Consider the following 19,908-nt stretch of genomic DNA (forward strand, 5'->3'; position numbering starts at 1 on the left):
CTCTCCTCTACAGCCACTCGTTGATCTCCTGACCGTAGGTCGCCCGCACGACGTCGACGATCCGGTCCGTGTCGGCTCCGGTCGAAGGGGCGGTGATCAGGGTCCGCTTGACGAACGGGAATCCGCTCCGCAGGAGCGGTTGCCACGCCGCGAGCGTGGGGTTGACGGCGTCCGGCGTGAGGTCATGGGAACGGAACCGGCACGTCGGTGCATATCCACCGGCCACGCACGCTCGGCTCAGCCCGAGTTCGTATCGCATGACGACGTCCATCTTGGTCGGCTCCACTCGGATCCCGCGGAAGAAGGAGCGCAGCGGCGCCTCAGCCAGGACACCGCGTCGGAAACCCACGAAATAGCTCTGGAAGTGGTGCCCGATCTGCCACGAGTCGGTCATCGCCCACACGTCCGCCCTCGTCGCCTCGAAGTCGACGAGCAGGGAACTGATCGGTGCGAACGGGCCGACCATCGAGTCGTTCGTCAGGACCACGTGGTCGAGTCCCGCCAAGTACGGAAACGCGTTCAGCCCGGCCGACCAGGAGCCGAAGTCGTAGCCGAGGTTGGCGCGACGCATGACGACGACGCGATCGGGCGGCGGCACCGCCCAGGCCAGCCCCGCAGCTTCCGGTGCGGTCGAGATGACCAGGCACGCGTATCCGTTCTCCGCGAACTCGCGCAGGTACTCGGTCAGCGAGCGGCTCACCCGTCCGTCCGGACTGTACTGGGCCACGATCGCGACCTTCGTCGCCGCGGCGAGGATCTCAGGGTCCCCCGCATCCAGTCGCAACTCGGCACCGGGACCGTCCAGAACCCGCGGCCTCTTCTCCCTGAACAGGCCCATGCTCAGCGACTCATCAGGCGTCGAACGGCTCGGATCGGACCGGTCAACCGCCACGAGACCGACCCACGCATGAGACGGATCTGTTCCCAGCTCTCCAGGAGCCGACCGTTGGCCGACGCCAGATCCGCCTGCAGTCTCTCGAGTTCCGCGTTGTTCTCGACGGACTCGCGTCGCATCCGCTGCAGAGCGAGCCGAGCGCTGCGGTCGTTCTCGATGACCTCCGTGGCGGACCGGTCCGTGCTCCGGTCCATCTCGTCACGGAGTGCGGATACCTCGCCGCGAATGGCGTCCAGCTCCGCCTGGAGCTGATCCCTTGCTGCGAGGGCGTCCGCCAGGTACGACTCGGAGACCCGGTCCGAGCGAAGGTAGGACGAACTTCCGCCGACCTCGCTGAACGGGCGGAAACGCTCCGCCTTGTCGAGCACCACGACGGAGTCGTAGACATGCGCGCCGTCCAGGTGCGTAGCCCAGATCGAGGCACGGTCGATGGCCACGTGGTAGCGCGAGTGCTCGTCGTCGAGGCGGTCCTTGACCCACTCGATGAACGTACCCGGACGCTTCAGACCGCCCTGGTAGTAGTCCCAGTAGGACGTGTGACAGTCCTCGACGATGAAGGTGCCGCCGTCGCGCAGTAGCGGGAACATGGTCTCGGCCGTGACGATCTGCTGTGCCATCGTGTGACCGCCGTCATCGATGATGACGTCGAACGGTCCGTGCTCGGCGTTGATCCGACGAAGCACCTCCGGGTCCTCCTGATCGCCCAGTTCCACGACGTACCGGCCGCCGACGGCGCGCACCGCGGCCTCGTCGACGTCGAGCCCGACCACGGTCGCGTCGGGCCCGAAGTACCGCTGCCACATGTCGAGGCCGCCGCCCCGGTAGACACCGATCTCAAGGACACGAACCGGCGCACCCCGATAGCGCTCGAGGTGGCGGTGGTACACGGGGAAGTAGTGGATCCATTTGTCGATCATGGCGCCCGACCGGTGTGCGAGGTAGTGGGCGTACAGCGGGTTCGACGACAGCTCCTCGGCCTCGCCGGAGAAGTAGAACGCTGCCCGGTAACACTCGTTCGCGTGGTCGTGAGGCAGTTCGTGATCGCGGAACACGTCACCGAGCGCACGCGCCCGATCCGACGCCGTCGCCGTGGCGAGGGCGGCGGTCAGATCGGCCATCACGTCATCGGCCGGCGCCCAGTTCGCGGTCAGCGCCGCCATCGCCCGGTCAGCCTCGTCCATCGAGAGCATGAACAACGCGCGCGAGACATCAGCCAGTTCAATGCTTCCGGTCATGCTCTTCCTCTCACCGGTGTCGACGGCTCGGCACTCCATCGTCCGAGCATCCGTGTGAGACCGGGCTCACGCACGGCGTGGTCGGCGCGGACCCGGAGCTCCGTCTCGCGATCCGAGTAGTCGTAGGTGTGGCCCTTGTCCACGATCGCAGTGCTGATGTTGAACGCTCCCGGCTGCAGCGGCAGCGAATCGCTGTAGAAGTCGACGAAGCCCTCCCCCGGTTCGATGTCGTACCGGCGGTCGTCCTGCATCGAGTTCGGCCCCGCGACCGTGATGCCCGACTCATGGATGAAGGCCAGCCCGAACCCCACCTCCCGCAAGGACTGAGCGCTCCGGTAGTGCACCCGGACCGTGCACTCCTCGCCCGGCGTGACGAACCCCACCTCGGCCCCGGCTGCGTCGTGCAGGGTCACCTTCGTCATCCGGATCTCGCCGGAACCTTGCCGAGGCACCGGGGGCGCAACCACGGCCCCAGCGCCTACCTGCTCGCCACCGGCCGCCTCGGCCTCGGCCCGCGACGCCGACTCCCTGGCGTTGACGTCGAGCAGGTACCCGTCGATCACATCAGCCACATCGCCGAGAGCCTGCGGCCGTCCGTGGTCGAGCCAGATGCCCTGATCGCAGAGCTCGGCCGCGAGCGTGAGCGAATGGGTGACGAGGACGATCGTGGTCCCGCGACGCCGGAGTTCGAACAGGTGGTCGAAGCACTTGCGCTGGAACTCCTCGTCGCCCACGGCGATGATCTCGTCGACGATCAGGATCTCCGGGTCCAGTGTCACCGCGACGCTGAAACCGAGCCGGACGTACATGCCCGAGGAGTAGACCTTCACCGGTGAGTCGATGAACTCGCCGATCCCCGCGAAATCGATGATCTGGTCGATCGACCGGTCGATCTGCTTCTTGGAGAGCCCGAGGATCGCGCCGTTCAGGTAGACGTTCTCCCGTCCGGTGAGTTCACCGTGGAACCCCGCACCGAGTTCGAGCAGGGCCGAGACCCGTCCATCCACGAGGACCTGCCCGGCGGATGGACGGTACACGCCGGCCAGGATCTTCAACAGCGTCGATTTGCCCGAACCGTTGTGTCCGACAAGCCCGAACGTCGAGCCGCGAGGAACCTCGAACGAGACATCCCGCAGGGCGTGGAAGTCATGGACGCCGGTTGCCTTGCCCCTGACGAACATCTCCTTGATCGAGTTGCGCCGCTCGGTCTGGAGCCGGAACGTCTTGCTGAGGTGGTCGACCTTGATGGCGATGTCGGTCACAGCGCCTCGCTCAGGTCGCCGCCACGGCGCTTCATCACGAGCATCGCGCCCCCGAGTGCCACCAACGTCCAGATGGCGACGGCCACCCAGGAGCCGAGGTCGCCGGCAGTCAGGTCGTAGATCACGGCACGGAACAACCCGACAAATTGTGACAAGGGGCTGAGTTCGACGATCGCCCGTAAAGGAATCCCGTTCCATGACTCCGGAACTATGTCCGGATTGTAGATGATCGGCGTGAGATAGAAGAGGAGCTGCAATGCGACCGATACCAGATGGGCCAGGTCTCGGTAATAGACGTTCATCACCGCAACAATTGTCGCCACGGACCCCGTGAATATGACGAAGAGGGCGAGGACGAACGGCACCAACAACCAGGTCCAGGACACGTTCAACAGGATGACGAGCACGATGGCAAGGATGCCGAGTTCGATCAGGCTCTGGATCCCCACCGCCAGCCCGGCACCCAGCACCGGCGCGTACGCCGGGAAGTAGATCTTCTGCAGGAGCGGGCCACTACCGAGGAGCGCGCCGATGCCGCCGTTCACGCACGAGGAGAAGTAGGACCAGAGCACGAGGCCGCAGAACAGCCAGACGACGAATACCCCGTCGTTGCCGTTGCCCATCGGTGGCGGGACCATCCGGAACACGACAGAGAAGACGAGCGTATAGATCGCAAGCGTTGCGAGCGGGACCACCAAGGACCACGCCCAGCCCAACAGAGTCCCGTTGAACTTCGCCTTCAGGTCGCGGCGACTGAAGTTGCTGATCAGATTCCATTGTCGCCAGATGGGCACCGACGGTCGGATTTCCCGAGCGGACTCAGAGGTCACCGGTGCACACTACCAGCCGAGCCTTGAAGTTCCCGCTCGCGGCGGCCTCATATCCCAGCGAGAAGACCCCGTTGCGGACAGTGGGCTGGACCTACCATGGAGTCCACCGCCACCGGCCACCGGACGAACGGACCGACCACTCCGAGGAGTACACCTTGCGCATGCTCATCACCGGCGGAGCCGGTTTCATCGGTGCCAACTTCGTGCACCTGACGGTGCGCGAGCGGCCGGACGTCGAGGTCACCGTTCTGGATGCCATGACCTATGCGGGCAACGTCGACTCCCTGTCCGCCGCGCGCGACCGGATCACGGTCGTCGAGGGAGACGTCGCGGATGCCGAAGTCGTCGATCCCCTCGTCGAGGCCAGTGACGTCGTCGTCCACTTCGCCGCCGAGTCCCACAACGACAACTCGCTGGCGAACCCGTGGCCGTTCGTCCGGACGAACCTGATCGGGACCTTCACGCTCCTGGAGAGTGTCCGTCGCCACGCGGTCCGGTACCACCACATCTCCACCGACGAGGTCTACGGAGACCTCGAACTCGACGATCCTGCGCGGTTCACGGAGAGCACGCCCTACAACCCGTCCAGCCCGTACTCCTCGACGAAGGCGGGGTCGGACCTGCTCGTGCGCGCGTGGGTGCGGTCCTTCGGCGTCGAGGCGACCATCTCGAACTGCTCCAACAACTACGGCCCGTTCCAGCATGTGGAGAAGTTCATCCCGCGACAGATCACGAACGTCCTGACTGGTGTGCGACCCAAGCTGTACGGCCAGGGACTCAACGTGCGCGACTGGATCCACGTGGAGGACCACAACCGCGCGGTCTGGACCATCCTCGAGAAGGGCACACCGGGTGAGACCTACCTCATCGGCGCCGACGGCGAGGAGAACAACAAGCGCGTCGTCGAACTGGTCCTCGAACTCCTCGGACAGGATGCCGACGCCTACGACCTGGTCACGGACCGGCCGGGACACGACCTGCGCTACGCCATCGACTCGACCCGGCTACGCACCGAACTGGGCTGGGAACCGCGCTTCGCCGAGTTCCGGTCCGGACTGGCCGAGACGATCGCCTGGTACCGGGACAACGAGGCCTGGTGGCGCCCCCAGAAGGACTCCACCGAGGCAAGGTACGCCGCCGCAGGGCAATGAACTCTCTGCGGCGCCGCCCGCTGCGCACGGATCGGCTCAGCGGGACGCGCGGATCTGGAGCCAGGACCGCGCCCGAAGCCCGGCAGCGAGCGCCCACCGGAGCGGGAACAGGTACCAGGCCGAGTAGCGGCGCCGCAGGTACTGCTCGGCGCTGACGTGGTGGGCATGGATCATCGCGGCCGGCTTGTCCCGCCATGACGAGCCCTGATCGTGGCCCACTCGAGCGGTCGGCACGTAGACGTTCGTCCAGCCGGCCCGAGCCAGGCGGTCGCCGAGATCCACATCCTCGAAGAACATGAAGTAGGACTCGTCGAACCCGCCGACGTCCTCGAACGCGCGTCGTCGCAGGAGCAGACAGGCGCCGGACAACCAGCCTGCCTCGCGCTCCACACCTTCGGTGCTCTCCTGGGTCGTGAGGTAGGCCTTCGTCCATGGGTTGCCCGGCCACACGTGGACCAGCAACGCATGTCCGGTGCCGGTCCGAAGCGATGGCAGGGCTCGCGCGGACGAATACACGGTCCCGTCCATGTTCAGGATCGCCGGTCCGAGCGCGCCCGCCCGGGGGTGCCGGCGTGCCGCCAGGATGAGTTCGTCAAGCGAACCCGGGCCCCACTGGACGTCCGGGTTGGCCAGCACCAGCCATTCACCGCGCGCCCCCGCCGCGCCGCGGTTCGCCGCACCCCCGTAGCCGAGGTTCGCCCCGGTCTCCACCACGGTTCCTCCGTGGTCGGCGGCCACCCTACGGGCGACCGTCGAGTCCGTTCCGTTCTCGACGAACACCAGCTCCACCGGCGCCGAGCTCGCCGCCGAGAGCGTTGTCACGAAGTCCTCGAGTTCCGCGCCGGGATGGAACGTCACGCAGACGACGCGGATGTCGGGGACGTCGGCACTCATGCGATCGTCGGGCCGCCCGACAGGTCGGATTCGGGACCGGCGGTCGCCGGGCGGCGCAGGTCCGGCTCGATGTAGATCGTCAGCTTCAGCGGCACCGACTCACGAATGCGCACCTCGGCCGCGTCGATGGCACGCGCGACCTCTTCGGCATGGTCATCGCTGTCGACCTCAACCTTCGCGGCCACGAGCAGCTCGTCCGGGCCCAGGTGCAGGGTGCGCATATGGATCACCGAGGTGATACCCGCACCCACCACGGCGGCCTCGATGGCGTCCTGATGCTCGGGCAATGCCGACTCGCCCACGAGCATGGACTTCATCTCGATGGCCAGGAAGACCGCGATCACCACGAGCAGTAGACCGATCGCCGCGGAGCCGACCGCGTCCCAGCGGCCGTCGCCGGTGATCAGGGTCATCGAGACCCCGAACAAGCCGAACACGAGGCCGAGCAGGGCGCCGGTGTCCTCGAGCAGGATCACCGGGATCTCCGGGGAACGGGAGGTCTTGACGAACTTGAAGATCGGCGTGCGGCCGCGCACGTGGTTCGCCTCGATGACCGCGGTCCGTAGCGCCGTGGCCTCGAGGACCATCGCGATCAGAAGCACCACGATCGGCACCCACTGCCACTCGGTGATCGGGTGCGGGTCGGAGAACTTGTGCCACGCCTCGTAGAGGGCGAACAGCCCACCGAGGGAGAACAGAATGATCGCGACGATGAACGCGTACACGTACCGGATCCGGCCATAGCCGAACTGGTGCACCTCGGAGGCCTTGCGCTGCGCACGCTTACCTCCGAGCAGCAGCAACGCCTGGTTGCTGGTGTCGGCCACCGAGTGCACGGACTCGGCCAGCATCGAACTGGAGCCGGTCAGCAGCCAGCCCACGAACTTCGCGATCGCGATGCCAAGATTCGCGAACAGTGCCGTGATGACTGCCTTGGTGCCCCCGCTTGCGGCCATGTGAGTCCGTATCCGTCCGTCGGTGAGGTGTGTCGGAGGGAATCGTACCGAAGGCGTCCCGGCACGCGGCCACGGGCGCACCGCGGTGTGGCGCGACCTCAGTCCTGCGCGAGATGGCGGCGCAGGTCCGCCTCGAGGTAGATCTGGGTATCGAGCGGCACGGCTGCCCTGATCCGCACCTCGGCCGCGTCGATGGCGGTGGCGACGGCGCGGGCATCCGCGTCCGGCGCGACCTCGACCTTCGCGGCAACCAGGAGTTCCTCCGGGCCGAGGTGCAGGGTGCGCATGTGGATGACGGAGAGCACACCGGCACCGGGGATGGCAGCCTCGATCGCAGCCTGGTGCTCGGGCAGCGCGGACTCACCGATGAGCAGCGAGCTCATCTCGATCGCGAGGAAGACCGCGATGGCCACCAGCAGCAGGCCGATCGCCCCGGAACCGATCGCGTCCCAGCGCCCGTCCCCGGTGCCGAGGGTCATGCCCACCCCGAACAACGCGAACACGAGACCGATCAGCGCGCCGAAGTCCTCCAGCAGGATCACCGGCAGCTCCGGGGCGCGCGACTGGCGCACGAACCTCGTCAGCTTCGTGGCACCCCGGGCGTGATTGGCCTCCCTGACCGCCGTGCGGAACGAGAGCCCTTCCATCACGAGGCCCAGCAGCAGGACCGCCACGGGCACCCAGCGCCACTCCTCGATCGGGTGCGGGTCGGAGAACTTGTGCCATGCCTCGTACAGGGCGAAGCAGCCACCAAGGCTGAACAGGACGATCGAGACGAGGAACGCGTAGACGTAGCGGGCCCGGCCGTAGCCGAACTGGTGCACCGCCGAGGCCTTGCGCCTGGCACGCTTGCCGCCGAGCAGCAGCAGCGCCTGGTTGCCCGAGTCGGCAACGGAGTGCACGCCCTCGGCCAGCATCGAACTCGAGCCGGTCAGCGCGTACGCCACGAACTTGGTGACGGCGATCCCCAGGTTCGCTGCCAGGGCTGCCACGACGGCCTTCGTGCCTCCACCAACGGACATCGGCGCTCCTTGTTGTCCCTCGGGCTACTGCCGAAAGGCGCAGGCTCAGACCTGGCGCGCCTCGTGGGCCAGCAGTACCGGCACGCCGCCACGGATCGGGTAGGCCAGCCGTGGGGCTCCGCTGGTGTTGACGAGTTCCGGCTCACCGTCCGGTCCGACGCCGTCGACAAGTTCGGATCCGGTGACCGGGCACCGCACGATCGCCCGTAGCCAGGCCTCGATCGGCAGCGTGTCGCTCTCGGGGTGGGACTCAGTCATGGGTGGCCTCTTCTCCCTCGCGCACGAGCGCGAGCACGCCGTCACGGATCTTGATCATGATGTCCTCGTCCTGTGCCTCGACATTGAGCCGCAGCAGAGGCTCGGTGTTGGAGCTGCGCAGGTTGAACCACCACCGCGGGGTCTGGTCCCAGTGGGTGAAGGTCAGCCCGTCGAGTTCCTCCACCGTGACCACACCGGCCTCGATGTCATCGGAGAACGCCTGCAGCACCCGCTCGCGGGCGGCGTCCACGTCAGCCACCCGGGAGTTGATCTCCCCGGAGGCGGAGTACGGCGTGTAGATCTCGGCGAGGGCGGACAGCGGCACGTCGGCCTCGCCGAGTGCCTGCAGCACGTGCATCGCGGCGAGCATGCCGGTGTCGGCGAACCAGAAGTCCCGGAAGTAGTAATGGGCGCTGTGCTCGCCGCCGAACACGGCGTCCTCGGCGGCCATCTCGGCCTTGATGAACGAGTGCCCCACGCGGGTGCGCACGGCGCGCCCACCCGAGCCCTCCACCAGCTCCGGCACCGCACGTGAGGTGATCAGGTTGTGGATGATCGTGGCCGTTCGGCCCGCCGCCTTCTCCTTCTCCAGCTCCCGCAGGCCCACCAGCGCCGTGATCGCGGACGGGCTCACGCTGACGCCGCGCTCGTCCACCACGAAGCACCGGTCCGCGTCGCCGTCGAACGCCAAGCCGATGTCGGCCTGCTCGGCGACCACCGTGGTCTGCAGGTCGATCAAGTTCTTCGGCTCGAGCGGGTTCGCCTCGTGGTTGGGGAACGTACCGTCCAGCTCGAAGTACATCGGCACCAGGTCCAGGCCGAGGTCGCCCAGGTCCGCGTCCGTACCCAGCACAGCGCCGGCGGTGAGACCGGCCATCCCGTTGCCGGCGTCGATGACGACCTTCATCGGTCGCACCCCGTCCAGCGGCACCAGGGTGCGCAGGTGGCGGGCGTAGTCGGCAAGGAGGTCCCGTTCGGTCACCGTGCCGGCCGGCTCGGCCGCGGGGATCCCCTCCGCGAGGTAGGCGGCGGCGAGCGTCTTGACGTCGGCCAGGCCAGTGTCACGACCCACGGGCCGGGCACCGGCGTGGCACATCTTGATGCCGTTGTACTGCGCCGGGTTGTGGCTCGCGGTGAACATGGCCCCCGGCAGATCGAGGCTGCCGGAGGCGAAGTAGAGCCCGTCGGTGGAGGCGAGCCCGACGCGGATGACGTCCACACCGCGCCATGTGACGCCGTCGGCGAACGCGGCCACCAAGCCTGGCGAGGTCGCGCGCATGTCGTGGGCGATCACCACTGCCGGTTTGTGCGCGGTGGCGGCCACGACGTCCGCGAAGGCCGCACCGAGCGCGCGGGCGGTGTCCTCGTCGAGTTCGTCGGGGACGAGCCCACGGACGTCGTACGCCTTCACGATGGCGTCGAGACGGGACGACTCGGGTGAGTCCGGCAGGTTGGGAGACTCGGGCAGATCAGACACGGAACGTGAGCCTACCGGCCGGCTCACTCACCGTCGTCGCGGACCACCCGGAGGTGACCGCGCCGGCCCGCCTGCGGGGTCGGACGGGCCTGGGTGACCGGCGCGGGTGCGGCGAACTGGCCGCGGGCGGCCGGCACGGACGGCGGCGGGGTGGCGCGGGACGCCTCCCGGACCGCGTCGGCGAGCGCGAGGAGGTCGTCCGAACTCGGCGGTGCGGGCTCGAACTCGGTGGCCAGGCGCACGACGTCCCAGCCGCGCGGCACGGTCAGGCGTTCGGCGTGCGGTGCGCACAGGTCGTACGTGTGCGGCTCGGCATTGGTTGCGAGCGGTCCGAGCACGGCCGTGGAGTCGGAGTACACATAGGTGAGCGTCGCCACGGCGGGCGCCGTGCACGCGGAACGGGTGCAGCCTCGTGTCGCTCTCACGAGATGAGAGGCTACCCCCTTCCCCGGCCCTCCTCGGCGATCCCACGCCGCCGACTCTGGCACCCTTGATCACATGACCGAGGAACCGCCTGCTGCCGGCCACGACCTGAGCCGCGTGGTGTTGCCGTCCCGACGTGGCTCGGCCCGCCGGGATCGGCGCGGGCGTGGGCTGCGAGGTCCCCTCCTACCGCCGACGCTGCCGGGCTGGCGCACCCGGGGGGAACGGTTCGACGAGACCTTGCTCAGCACCGTCGAACGGTTGGAGAAGCACCTGGGCTCCGATCTCGACGGCGTCGAGTTCGCCGTCGAGGAGGTCCCCCCGTCTGCCCCAGCCCCTTGGGAGACCGGTGCGGTCCCGCTGGGTCGGTACTTCCCCGCGGACCCCGCCGCGGGCCTGAGTCACCGGATCGTCGTCTACCGGCGTCCCGTGGTGGGCCGGTCCGCGGACTCCGAAGACATCGCGGCCCTGGTCCGCGACGTGCTGGTGGAGCAGCTCGCCCAGATGCTCGGCCGGGACCCGGAGGACATCGACCCCACCTACCGGGACTGAGCCCCGGCCGCCCCGGGCCGGCTCACCGCGTCAGGGACCGAGCCGCACCGCCACACTCTGGTCCTCGTCGGCGTCCGGCGTGAGCGGCAGCATGCTGAGGAGTTGGCCGTCTGCGGCCTCCGCGCTCAGGGCCACGCTGGCGAGGACGGCCGTACCGCTCACCTCGACGGCGACCATGTTCGACAGGTCGAGGCGGTCTGTGACGCTCACGGTGGTCCCTGCCGCGAGGTCGATCTCCACGGGTTCGCCGACCTGCCCTGCGGCGTCCACCGGCCGCAGCGTGACCGTCTGGTCCTCCTCGAGTGGGTTCGTGATGGCCACTCCGGCGTCATCCACGACCGATCCGAGGCCGGGGATGGCGAGTAGCCCGTGGTCGACCGCGGCGCGCCCTGGCATCCAGGCCCGGTCCAGGACCGGCTCATCCGGGTCCAGCTCACCGGCCTCGCCGAGCCGGGTCAGCATGACCGCACCGGTGACCGGTTGGTCGGCGCTCACCCGCACGGTCCACGAGCCGGCCGGGACGCCCGCCAACGAGACGTCGGTGACCGCCCCGGGCTCGAGGATCATCCCCTCGGTGCCGGCGAGGATCTCCTCGCCGTCCGCGCCGAGCAGGGACACGGTCGCCGTGGTGGGCTCGGTGTTCGGGTTCGCCAGGCGGACCACGGACGGTGCTGGGGCGGAGGCGTCCGTCTCCGACAGCGGCACTGGACCGATCGTCAGGTCCAGGGCGGGGTCGGCGGTGGCTGTGACCAGGTCGGTGCCGGCCGGCACCACCCCGTTGAGTGCGCTGTCCTGGATCTCGGCGGTCAGCCGACCGCCGTCAGCGCTGACCCGAACCGCGATCCGTGGTTCGAGGGAGAGCGACTCGAGCAGGATCGACTCGGTGGCACCTGGGCCTACCAGGACAGGGTTGCCGGCGCTGACCTGGCCGGCCGCGCCCCAGATGTCCACGCTCGCCGTGACCGCGGTATCCCCCGGGTTCGTCAGCGTCAACCGGGCACTCGAACCTAGCTCGGTCGCCCCGCCCACCAACCAGATGTTGGAGGACGGTGCCTGGCATTCGGCCGCAGCGAGACCGCGCAGGTCGCCGCCGTCCAACCGCGCCGCTGAGGCGCCTGCCGCGAACGCGGTGGCCTCGCCGTCCGGTTCGGCCCGCAGGAACGAAGGCCCGGTCGGGTCGCTCTGACTCAGGTAGCGGATGTCCCCGGTACCCGGTACCTCGGCCGGGTCGCCGCCGACGGGAGACCATGTCGCGGCCGGGGCTTCGCCGTCATCGCGGCCGAGGACCACGGCCTCGGCGACCGCCATGAGGTCCGCGGAACCGGAGCCGAACTCGTCGTCGTAGTCGATGTCCGATCCGTCGTCTGTCGCCAGCCGCGGCGGCCCGGCACACACCATGGACAGGGGCGCGGCGCCGACGCTGATCTCGGGGGGCGCGACGGTCGTGGCCCCCGGCGGCGGAGCCAGCGTGGCTGCCCCCACGACCGCCCCGGTCAGACCGAGGACGAGTAGGCCGGTGGTGGCTGCGCCCACGCCGCGGGCGACCGCCCGCAGGCGAGGGTTCAGTCGGGGTGTCGAGGTCATCTCAGGTGTCCTCCAGCCGGCGCCGCCGGGTCGGCAGGGCGAGCAGGGCCGTGAGCGCGAGCACGACGCCGGTGACCACTCGCCAGGGCATGTGCAGGGCGGGTTCGTAGCGGACCTCGATGGTGCCCAGGGCACCGTCCGGGATGCTGAACGCCTGCCGCCAGCCCGCGTCGACGGAGCGCAGCGGCTGCCCACCGAGCCAGGCCCGCCAGGCGGGATCGGCCCGCTCGGCGAGGACCAGCGTGCGCCCGGTCCCGTCCGCCGTGATCCGGCCTGCCGCGGTCACGCCGGTGGAGGGCACCGTGGCCAGCACGGCACCGTTCGCGTCGGTCACCTGAGCGCGGGCGATCGAGGTGTCCGTGGAACCCTCGCCGAGATTGACGCGCCAGATCACGCCGCTGTCGTTCTCGGTGACACGGTCCAGCCCGCGCACCGAGTCGAGCAGCGCGACCAGGCGGCTCCGCTCGGTCGGATCGGCGAGAACGCCGCTCGCGTTGGCATCCACGCTGGGAACGACCACGACGGCGACGGCGTGGCTCGCCAGTGCCACGGCCGCGTCGGTCGCGGTGCCGGTGCCGAGGGCGGCCACCAACTCGCCCAGGTCGGCATCCGCGGCGTCGAGGGCCTCCGGGTCGGCAGGATCGTCGGCGGACTCGACCCGCACCAGGCCCCCGAGTGCGACAGCGGTGGCGGTCTCGGTCAGTTGTGGCCCGTCGCCACGCCAGAGCTGGGCGTCCAATCCGTCCATCGTGGGTGTCAGGGCGAGCACCCGGGCACCCTGGGGCGGTCGCTGCACCTCCAGCCCGAGAGCTGGCACGGGTTCGGCGGTGCGCGCGGCGATCTGCACGAGTCCGGCGGGTTCGGCGCCGCTGCGCTCGGCCAGCACCCGAGTGGTCCACAGGGTCGCCGAGCACACCAACCCGGCCACCACAACCACCGTCGCCACCACTGCGGCGGGTTGGCGCCAGCCAAAACTCACCTGGCCCAGGCTGCCCTTGAGACCGTCGGCGGCGGCGAGCGTGGCGACGAGCAACCCGAGCAGCACGAGCGAGGTGCCCGGCCCGGCCCAGCCCTGCACCACGACGTCGGTGTCGGTACCGAGAGCTCGCCCGATCGCGACCGGCACCCGGACAGAGACGGCCGCTGTGAGCACACCCAGCGCCACCAGAAGCCACGCGATCCGGATGGCGCGGGCCCGGCCGGCCCCACGGAACAGGGCGAGGACCGCGGCCGCGAGCACGGTGCCGGACGCGATCAGCGGCAGCACGGTGGCGGCGGTCCCGTCCAGGAACGGCACACTGGTCGGGGCCGCGGGCCAGGCGAGCAGCGTGAGCCACGCGGGGCCGGGATCGGAGGCGAACGGCACCCCGGGGTCGGCGAAGATCAGCCGCCACCCGCCGGCGGCGGCCGTGGCCACCGCGTGGGACAGCAGCGGGCCGAGCACGACCAGGGCAGGCAGAGCCACGAGAACCAAACGCTTGCGGCCGACGGCGAGTCGCTTGCGGCGGCCCAGGGCGAGAGCCAGCAGGACGAGCGCGAGGATGCCCGCGGGCAGGAGGACCGGTGCGCCGGCGCACGCGATCGTGAACGCGAGACCCGCCGCCGCGGCGGCACCCAGCGATCCGATGTTGGACGTCCGGGTGATCACCGTCGCGGCTTCGGGCTCATCCTCCGGCACGTAGTCGCCCGCGGTGTTCGACACGATGACCGGGAGGTCGTCGGAGTCCCAATCGTCGAGACGTGAAGGCGAACGGCGGTCGGGCCCATCGGTGGTCGGCTTCGCATCGCTCGTCGCGTCGGAGTCGTCCTCGTCGATCGTGGACCGGTCGGTGGGTCCATCAGCGGCCGACGTGCCGTCCACGGCAGTGACGTCCTCGGGACTGTCACCCTCGGTGGTGGCCTTCTCGTCCTCGTCACGTTCGGCACCCGGGTCCGCCGCCTCGGGATCCGCGAGTGCGGCCAGCCTGGCCCGCTTCGCCTCCCCGGACAGGACGCCATCGCGTTCGCTCGAGCGAGGCGAGACCCGCTGCGCGCCGATCATGCCCGAGATGACCACATCGCGTCGGTCCAGGCCGAGCGCCCGCATCACGCCGAGGGCAACGAACGGCAGGGCCAGATGGGCGATCACCGCCCCGAGGCGACCGTGGCCGAGCGCGAGCAGCAAGGGCGGGCCGAGCGCCCACGCGAGCGCAGCCCAGGCCCGCAGCAGCACGGAGCGGGAGGCGGTGCCGGCGGCGAACCAGCCGCCCAGCGCGGCCAGCGGCATGGCCGCCACGAGCAGCACGGCGATGCTGAGCCGCATCGGTGTGCCGAGAGGTCCGCCGGTCACGAGCGAGAGCAGGCCGAGGACCGCGAGGAACGGGTCCGGCGGACCCGGGTGGCCGTCGCCGGTCCCGATCCACGGAGCAAGCGCGGCGTCCCAGATCTGCGCGAAGGTCCCGTCGACGGGCAACAGCGCTCCTCCGGTGAGCGCGCCGGAGAAGGCGACCGGTGCCATGGTGAGCAGGCTGAGCGCGACCACCACGACGAGCACGGAGCCTAGGGTGAGCCGACGCCGCAGTGCCACGGCGGCACGTTCGGCCATCTCCAACTCGCTCGGGGCGCGCGCCGCCCGTCGTTCGGCCACGGCCTGCAGTCGACGGTCCCGGCGCAGTCGCCAGACGTCCCACCAGGAGGCCTGCAACGGCCGCAGGCGTCGGTACGGAAGCCTCCTGGTCGCACGGCCCTGACGGCGTGCCGAGGCGATCGCGCGCGGGTGGGCGAGGACGCCGAGGGCCAGGAACTCCTCTCCAGCCAGCTCGAGTTCCTTCGTCGCGATCCTCCAGATCGCCCGCACCGGTGCCGCGACGATCGCTGCGAGGGCAACGAGCGGCACCAGGACGGCCGGGACCTGGGCGAGCCGGACGTGCAGGATCGCCCGACGTCGGGCGCGGAACGAGCGCCGCGGCTCCTGTGCGCGTGGCTCCTCGGTACGCGATCCGTCGGCATCCCGGAGTCCGAAGTAGCCGGAGCGCGCATGCCGCACGACCGCGCGCGGCACCACGACCACCCGGTGGCCAGCGAGGCGGGCCCGGCGGGACAGGTCCCGCCCGTCCAGGAACGGCCCGAGAGCCGGGTCCGGGCCCCGCAGGGCACGCCACAGCGTCGCATCGATCAGCATGCCCGCCGTACCGACCGCGTAGACGTCCTCTCGACCATCATGCTGACCCTGGTCGATCTCACCGTCCTCGATGCCGGTGAATCGCTGGCCGTCGAACGTGGCGCTGATGCCCACCGAGATCAGCCGGTCCGGTTCGTCCCAGTCGACCTGCTTGGCACCGGCGATCGCGATCGCCCTGCTCCCCTCGACGGCGCCGAGCAGCTCGGCCAGTGCAACCGGCTCGGGCGCCGAGTCATCGTGGAGCAGCCACAGCCAGCGTCTGGCTCGACCATCGACGTCGTCGTCGGCGGCCGGGTCGAACCCACTCTGCGTCAGTGCGCGGCGAACCGCCGCGCCGAAGGTCCGTGCCCCGGGTGTCGGGACGATGGTGATGTTCTCGGGCGACAGGCCGGCATCGCTCGCGACCTGCCGCAGGTCCGCCGCCCGGGGCTTGCGCCCGAGTGCCGCGATCAGGAGGTGCTCGGGCGCGACGGTCTGCGCCGCGAGCGCCGCGAGCGTGGTGGGTAGGTACGGGGAGTCCGCCGCGCCCACCACCACGGCGAGCGTGTTCCAGGTGGGAGCGGAGTGAATATCAGCGGCGTTTGCCTTCATACTGCTTCACTCGGCAGGCGCCGAGGCCCGCTCAAATCGCTCGGCGCTTGAGCTTGCGGCGCTCACGCTCGGACAGGCCACCCCAGATTCCGAACCGCTCGTCATGCTCGAGTGCGTACTCCAAGCACTCCACCCGGACCTCGCATGACACGCAGACCCGCTTGGCCTCACGGGTGGATCCACCCTTCTCAGGGAAGAACGCTTCCGGGTCGGTCTGCGCGCAGAGCGCGCGCTCCTGCCAGGACAGCGCGCCGTCATCATCGACGTAGCCGTCCACCGGGAACGCGAGTTCAACACGCGGGGCCGGGACCGGATGCGGAATTCCGTTGGTGAGAGGTCCCTCTCCCAGAATGTTCCACACGGCTTACCCCAATCGTCGTACATGCCCCTTGCTCGGACACCCCGGGAACGAGGCGCTTGCATTGAATTACACGCGTGTAACCCGCCTGAGTCAAGCCGAGAGCGGATTTTGATGGCGGTCACCGGCGTGTCGTGCACGGCCTACGCTCGCAGGTATGGCGCACGATACCTCCCTCGACTCCGTCCTCGATCTGGTCGAGTTCTGGCAGGCCACCGATCCGACTTCGCCGCGGCTGACCTGGTACGGCCCGGACGGCGAGCGGGTGGAGCTCTCGGGCCGGGTCCTGGCGAACTGGGTCATCAAGGCGACCAATCTGCTCACCGAGGACGCGGTCGCCGGACCGGGCGTGGTCGTCGGGGTCGAACTGCCCGTGCACTGGCGTGGTCTGGTGTGGTCGCTGGCTGCCCTGCGGGCCGGGGCAGCGGTCGCGCTCGGGGACGGGAACGGCACCGACCCGGTTCCGCGGGCCGACGGCGCCGGGCCGGAGGCGGACACCGTCGTCACCGACCGCCCCGCCGGCGCGCACGGACGCGTTCGCGCAGGTGGGGCCGTCATCGCGGTCGCCCTACCGGCGCTCGCGAGATCCTTCGACGGTCCGCTCGGCTCGGGCGTGATCGACGGCGCAGCGGACCTGATGACCTACCCCGACGTGCTCACGATGCTCCCGGACGTGGACCCGGAGGCTCCGGCGGTCGAGGACGCGACGCATGCCGGCCTGCTCGCCTGGGCACGTCGTACGGCCGCCGACGCCGCCAGGCCCGGAACGGGTCGTCCGCCGTCGAAGGATTCCACCGGTTCGACGGCGACCGCGCCTCGCGTACTGGTGGCTGCGGCCGACCCACGCCTTGCGCTCGCCACGGCGTTGGCGGTCTGGGCCGAGCGTGGCTCGGTCGTGCTCGTCGGGGAGCCGCGTTCCGAGGCCGACCTCGCCCACCTCGCACAGGTCGAGGCTGTCACGGCCTGACGCGTGCAGGCCGGGCGTGTCGCTCAGGGCACCCCGGCCTGAGCGACCCGACCGGTCCCGGAGAGCCGTACTGTGCCCTCGTCCGCGGCCACGAACACGCACTGACCCCGGGCCAGGCTCACGCCGTCGGGATCACCGTCGGACGTCACGGCGAGCTCGCCATCGAGTCCGAGCAGCAGTCGTGGCCCTCGGCCGGGGAATCGGCGGCCATGCTGACCGTGGAGTGCGGCTACGGAGAGTTCGAAGTCGTCGACCGGTGCGTAGTAGACGCCGGTGCATTCGTCGAACATCTCCGGGGCGATCCGGATCGGCGGAGCGGCGACCCAGTCGACGGTCGCAAGGACTTCGGGGATGTCGACGCGCTTGGGGGTCAGGCCCGCCCGCAGCACGTTGTCGGAGTTCGCCATCAGCTCGACGGCGAAGCCGCTGAGATAGGCGTGCACACCGCCGGCCGGCACGAACATCGCCTCGCCCGGGTGCAGCGTCACGGGGTTGAGGAGCAGGGCTGCCACGGTGCCCGGGTCCCCGGGATAGGCCGAGGCGAGGTGGGTCACGATGGTGTCGGTGCGCGCCGACGGCGACCGCCCGTGCCCTAGCCGGGCCGCGCACGCGGCCGCGGTCTCCTCGACGGCTGATGCGCCGCCGTCGGCTCCGCTGACGAGCAGGTGCGTGAACGCGGCCCGCACCCCGGACGCCGTCGGGCTGGCCTGGAGATGGCCGAGCATGTCCCGGGCGAGCGGGGTGTCCAGACCGTCGAGCAGTTCGGCGGCGCGACGCGGAGCACGGAAGCCGCTGACCGCCTCGAAGTCCGTGAGCGCGTAGACGAGTTCGGGCTTGTGGTTCGCGTCGGAGTAGTTGCGCAGCACGGGGTCGACGCCTGACGCCTCCTCCCGCTCGTGGCCGGCCCGCGCCTGGCGCAGATCCGGATGCACCTGCAGGGAGAGCGGGCGCACCGGCGCGATGAGCTTGAGCAGGTAGGGCAGCGTCGGGCCGAACCGGGCCACGACGTCGGACCCGAGCAGTCGCTCCGGGTCAGCGGCCAGGTGGGTGAGCAGCTCACCGTCGTCGGCGAGGACCGACGGCGCAGCCGGGTGAGCACCGAACCAATGCTCGGCGACCGGCTGCTCGGTGGGCGTGGAACCCAGGAACCGCGGGATCACCGTGGTCGAACCCCAGGCGGAGTTGACGGGCGAGCCGACCAGGACCCTCACGAAGTTCCGTCCGTCCGGCGCGCGACCTCCGCCGGGGGCAGGTGCACCACCGGTGTCGCCTCCCGGCCGACATCGAGGTACCACCGGACCATCGCCTCCAGCCCTTCCGGCAGGGTCACGGACGGCTCGAAGCCCGTCGCCGCCACCCGGTCGGCGAGGAACGACGTCTCGGCGTTGGCGAGCTTGTGGATGCGCGCCGATGTGATCGGCAGATTGCGGCCGGTGGCGGCGGCGATCAGGTCGAACGGCTTGGCCGCCCAGAGAGCGGGGGCCAGCGGGATCCGCAGGCCGGGCTCGCGGCGCCCGAGAGCGGCGTAGACGGCGGAGACGACCTCGCGTGAGGTGAGGTCCGGCTTGTCGACATAGTTGTAGACCTCGTCCTGACCAGCCGCCACCTGCGGGGGCGCCGCCCACAGATGACCGATGGCGTCGACGACGTTCGTGACGTAGCACATGCTCTTGCGGTTGGCCCCGTCGCCCGCCGACAGGAACCGCCGCCGGTCGATCTGATGGATCAACCGGTAGACGTTCGCGAAGTTGCGTGGACCGAACACCACCGCGGGTCGGATGATCAGCGCGCGACGTCCTGGGGCGGAGCGTTCCCACTCCCGGTAGACCGCCTCGGCCGCGAGCTTGGAGCGACCGTAGTCGTTGACCGGGGCCGGGGTGGCGCTCTCCGACGGCGGAGCGTCCTGTTCGCCGTAGACGGCCACGGAGGAGTAGAAGCACAGGTTCGTGATGCCGTGGTGGTCCATCGCGGCGCACACGGCACGCGCACCGCCGACGTTCACGGACTCGAACGTCGCGGTGCTGATCCCGAAGTCGTGGTGGGCGGCGGCGAGGTTGAGCACGGCGGTACAGCCCGCCATCGCTTCAATGAGGGCGTCCACGTCGCGCACGTCACCGATGGTGGTCGGGGCGCCGTCGTGCGGGCCCTCGAACAGGTCGAACCGGACGAACTCGACGCCGAGTCCGGCGAACATGGGCGCCAGGTGCGAGCCCACGAAGCCGGAGGCCCCCAGCACGAGAACGCGGTCGGCGGAGGTGAGGACGTTGTCCACGCGGTCGGGATCCTTCCGGTT

18 protein-coding genes are annotated in these 19,908 nt (G+C 70.0%); 3 read left to right on the top strand and 15 right to left on the bottom strand.

Going from position 1 to position 19,908, the window contains the following annotated elements; genetic code table 11:
* Nucleotides 1-7 precede the first annotated feature (7 nt).
* The 4 genes from KCQ71_RS09700 to KCQ71_RS09715 are packed head-to-tail and all read right to left on the bottom strand — an operon-like array spanning nucleotide 8 to nucleotide 4,222.
* On the bottom strand, nucleotides 8-838 hold the full coding sequence (locus KCQ71_RS09700) for a rhamnan synthesis F family protein (protein ID WP_223405264.1): 831 nt from the start codon (nucleotides 836-838) through the stop codon (nucleotides 8-10).
* Nucleotides 839-840: 2 nt separating this feature from the next.
* Nucleotides 841-2,130, bottom strand: a complete 1,290-nt coding sequence (locus KCQ71_RS09705) for a class I SAM-dependent methyltransferase (protein ID WP_223405266.1) — start codon at nucleotides 2,128-2,130, stop codon at nucleotides 841-843.
* The gene (locus KCQ71_RS09710; RefSeq protein ID WP_223405268.1) at nucleotides 2,127-3,392 is read right to left on the bottom strand and encodes an ABC transporter ATP-binding protein; all 1,266 of its coding nucleotides are present in this window, start codon (nucleotides 3,390-3,392) and stop codon (nucleotides 2,127-2,129) included. Before KCQ71_RS09710 ends, KCQ71_RS09705 begins: the two co-directional genes overlap by 4 nt.
* Complete coding sequence (locus tag KCQ71_RS09715) at nucleotides 3,389-4,222, bottom strand: ABC transporter permease (protein ID WP_223405270.1); 834 nt, start codon at nucleotides 4,220-4,222, stop codon at nucleotides 3,389-3,391. Before KCQ71_RS09715 ends, KCQ71_RS09710 begins: the two co-directional genes overlap by 4 nt.
* 155 nt (nucleotides 4,223-4,377) lie before the next feature.
* Here KCQ71_RS09715 and rfbB point away from each other — a divergent pair, with 155 nt between their 5' ends.
* Complete coding sequence (rfbB, locus tag KCQ71_RS09720; RefSeq protein WP_223405272.1) at nucleotides 4,378-5,373, top strand: dTDP-glucose 4,6-dehydratase; 996 nt, start codon at nucleotides 4,378-4,380, stop codon at nucleotides 5,371-5,373.
* Nucleotides 5,374-5,409: 36 nt separating this feature from the next.
* On the opposite strand, the gene KCQ71_RS09725 is transcribed toward rfbB, so the two are convergent.
* The 6 genes from KCQ71_RS09725 to KCQ71_RS09750 form a co-directional block, all read right to left on the bottom strand.
* Entirely contained in the window at nucleotides 5,410-6,267 is an 858-nt protein-coding gene (locus KCQ71_RS09725) for a glycosyltransferase (protein WP_223405274.1), read from the bottom strand.
* Entirely contained in the window at nucleotides 6,264-7,223 is a 960-nt protein-coding gene (locus tag KCQ71_RS09730) for a cation diffusion facilitator family transporter (RefSeq protein ID WP_223405275.1), read from the bottom strand. Before KCQ71_RS09730 ends, KCQ71_RS09725 begins: the two co-directional genes overlap by 4 nt.
* A gap of 98 nt (nucleotides 7,224-7,321) precedes the next feature.
* The gene (locus KCQ71_RS09735) at nucleotides 7,322-8,245 is read right to left on the bottom strand and encodes a cation diffusion facilitator family transporter (protein ID WP_223405277.1); all 924 of its coding nucleotides are present in this window, start codon (nucleotides 8,243-8,245) and stop codon (nucleotides 7,322-7,324) included.
* 45 nt (nucleotides 8,246-8,290) lie between these two features.
* Nucleotides 8,291-8,503 carry a Trm112 family protein gene (locus tag KCQ71_RS09740; RefSeq protein ID WP_223405279.1) on the bottom strand — a complete coding sequence of 71 codons (213 nt, stop codon included), beginning with the start codon at nucleotides 8,501-8,503 and terminating at the stop codon, nucleotides 8,291-8,293.
* Entirely contained in the window at nucleotides 8,496-9,980 is a 1,485-nt protein-coding gene (locus KCQ71_RS09745) for a phosphomannomutase/phosphoglucomutase (protein WP_372453987.1), read from the bottom strand. The genes KCQ71_RS09740 and KCQ71_RS09745 overlap by 8 nt, the downstream gene beginning before the upstream one ends.
* Nucleotides 9,981-10,003: 23 nt before the next feature.
* Nucleotides 10,004-10,405: a DUF3499 domain-containing protein gene (locus KCQ71_RS09750; RefSeq protein ID WP_223405281.1), complete on the bottom strand. Its 402-nt coding sequence runs from the start codon at nucleotides 10,403-10,405 to the stop codon at nucleotides 10,004-10,006.
* A 73-nt stretch (nucleotides 10,406-10,478) separates the two neighbouring features.
* On the opposite strand from KCQ71_RS09750, the gene KCQ71_RS09755 reads away from it, so the two are divergent.
* Nucleotides 10,479-10,955, top strand: coding sequence for a metallopeptidase family protein (locus KCQ71_RS09755; protein ID WP_223405283.1), 477 nt, complete (start codon nucleotides 10,479-10,481; stop codon nucleotides 10,953-10,955).
* 30 nt (nucleotides 10,956-10,985) lie between these two features.
* On the opposite strand, the gene KCQ71_RS09760 is transcribed toward KCQ71_RS09755, so the two are convergent.
* Genes KCQ71_RS09760 through KCQ71_RS09770 form a run of 3 tightly spaced genes read right to left on the bottom strand, consistent with a single transcriptional unit; the run spans nucleotide 10,986 to nucleotide 16,567 of the window.
* The gene (locus KCQ71_RS09760) at nucleotides 10,986-12,539 is read right to left on the bottom strand and encodes a DUF5719 family protein (protein ID WP_223405285.1); all 1,554 of its coding nucleotides are present in this window, start codon (nucleotides 12,537-12,539) and stop codon (nucleotides 10,986-10,988) included.
* A gap of 1 nt (nucleotide 12,540) precedes the next feature.
* Nucleotides 12,541-16,290 (bottom strand): glycosyltransferase, encoded by a 3,750-nt coding sequence (locus KCQ71_RS09765; RefSeq protein ID WP_223405287.1) that lies wholly within the window; start codon nucleotides 16,288-16,290, stop codon nucleotides 12,541-12,543.
* 31 nt (nucleotides 16,291-16,321) lie between these two features.
* Complete coding sequence (locus tag KCQ71_RS09770; RefSeq protein WP_308116625.1) at nucleotides 16,322-16,567, bottom strand: WhiB family transcriptional regulator; 246 nt, start codon at nucleotides 16,565-16,567, stop codon at nucleotides 16,322-16,324.
* Nucleotides 16,568-16,805: 238 nt separating this feature from the next.
* On the opposite strand from KCQ71_RS09770, the gene KCQ71_RS09775 reads away from it, so the two are divergent.
* Nucleotides 16,806-17,615 (top strand): TIGR03089 family protein, encoded by an 810-nt coding sequence (locus KCQ71_RS09775; RefSeq protein WP_223405289.1) that lies wholly within the window; start codon nucleotides 16,806-16,808, stop codon nucleotides 17,613-17,615.
* A gap of 23 nt (nucleotides 17,616-17,638) precedes the next feature.
* On the opposite strand, the gene manA is transcribed toward KCQ71_RS09775, so the two are convergent.
* Nucleotides 17,639-18,826, bottom strand: a complete 1,188-nt coding sequence (manA, locus tag KCQ71_RS09780) for a mannose-6-phosphate isomerase, class I (protein ID WP_223405292.1) — start codon at nucleotides 18,824-18,826, stop codon at nucleotides 17,639-17,641.
* Nucleotides 18,823-19,887 (bottom strand): NAD-dependent epimerase/dehydratase family protein, encoded by a 1,065-nt coding sequence (locus tag KCQ71_RS09785; RefSeq protein ID WP_223405293.1) that lies wholly within the window; start codon nucleotides 19,885-19,887, stop codon nucleotides 18,823-18,825. Before KCQ71_RS09785 ends, manA begins: the two co-directional genes overlap by 4 nt.
* Between the last annotated feature and the right edge of the window lie 21 nt (nucleotides 19,888-19,908).

Origin of the sequence: Occultella gossypii (genome assembly GCF_019947135.1) — a bacterium.
In the GTDB taxonomy this organism is placed as follows: domain Bacteria; phylum Actinomycetota; class Actinomycetes; order Actinomycetales; family Beutenbergiaceae; genus Occultella; species Occultella gossypii.

Bases quoted from the DNA above. Each gene is read 5' to 3' on its own strand.
- KCQ71_RS09700 (WP_223405264.1), bottom strand. From the start codon at position 838: ATGGGCCTGTTCAGGGAGAAGAGGCCGCGGGTTCTGGACGGTCCCGGT.
- KCQ71_RS09705 (WP_223405266.1), bottom strand. From the start codon at position 2,130: ATGACCGGAAGCATTGAACTGGCTGATGTCTCGCGCGCGTTGTTCATG.
- KCQ71_RS09725 (WP_223405274.1), bottom strand. From the start codon at position 6,267: ATGAGTGCCGACGTCCCCGACATCCGCGTCGTCTGCGTGACGTTCCAT.
- KCQ71_RS09730 (WP_223405275.1), bottom strand. From the start codon at position 7,223: ATGGCCGCAAGCGGGGGCACCAAGGCAGTCATCACGGCACTGTTCGCG.
- KCQ71_RS09735 (WP_223405277.1), bottom strand. From the start codon at position 8,245: ATGTCCGTTGGTGGAGGCACGAAGGCCGTCGTGGCAGCCCTGGCAGCG.
- KCQ71_RS09740 (WP_223405279.1), bottom strand. From the start codon at position 8,503: ATGACTGAGTCCCACCCCGAGAGCGACACGCTGCCGATCGAGGCCTGG.
- KCQ71_RS09755 (WP_223405283.1), top strand. From the start codon at position 10,479: ATGACCGAGGAACCGCCTGCTGCCGGCCACGACCTGAGCCGCGTGGTG.
- KCQ71_RS09760 (WP_223405285.1), bottom strand. From the start codon at position 12,539: ATGACCTCGACACCCCGACTGAACCCTCGCCTGCGGGCGGTCGCCCGC.
- KCQ71_RS09765 (WP_223405287.1), bottom strand. From the start codon at position 16,290: ATGAAGGCAAACGCCGCTGATATTCACTCCGCTCCCACCTGGAACACG.
- KCQ71_RS09775 (WP_223405289.1), top strand. From the start codon at position 16,806: ATGGCGCACGATACCTCCCTCGACTCCGTCCTCGATCTGGTCGAGTTC.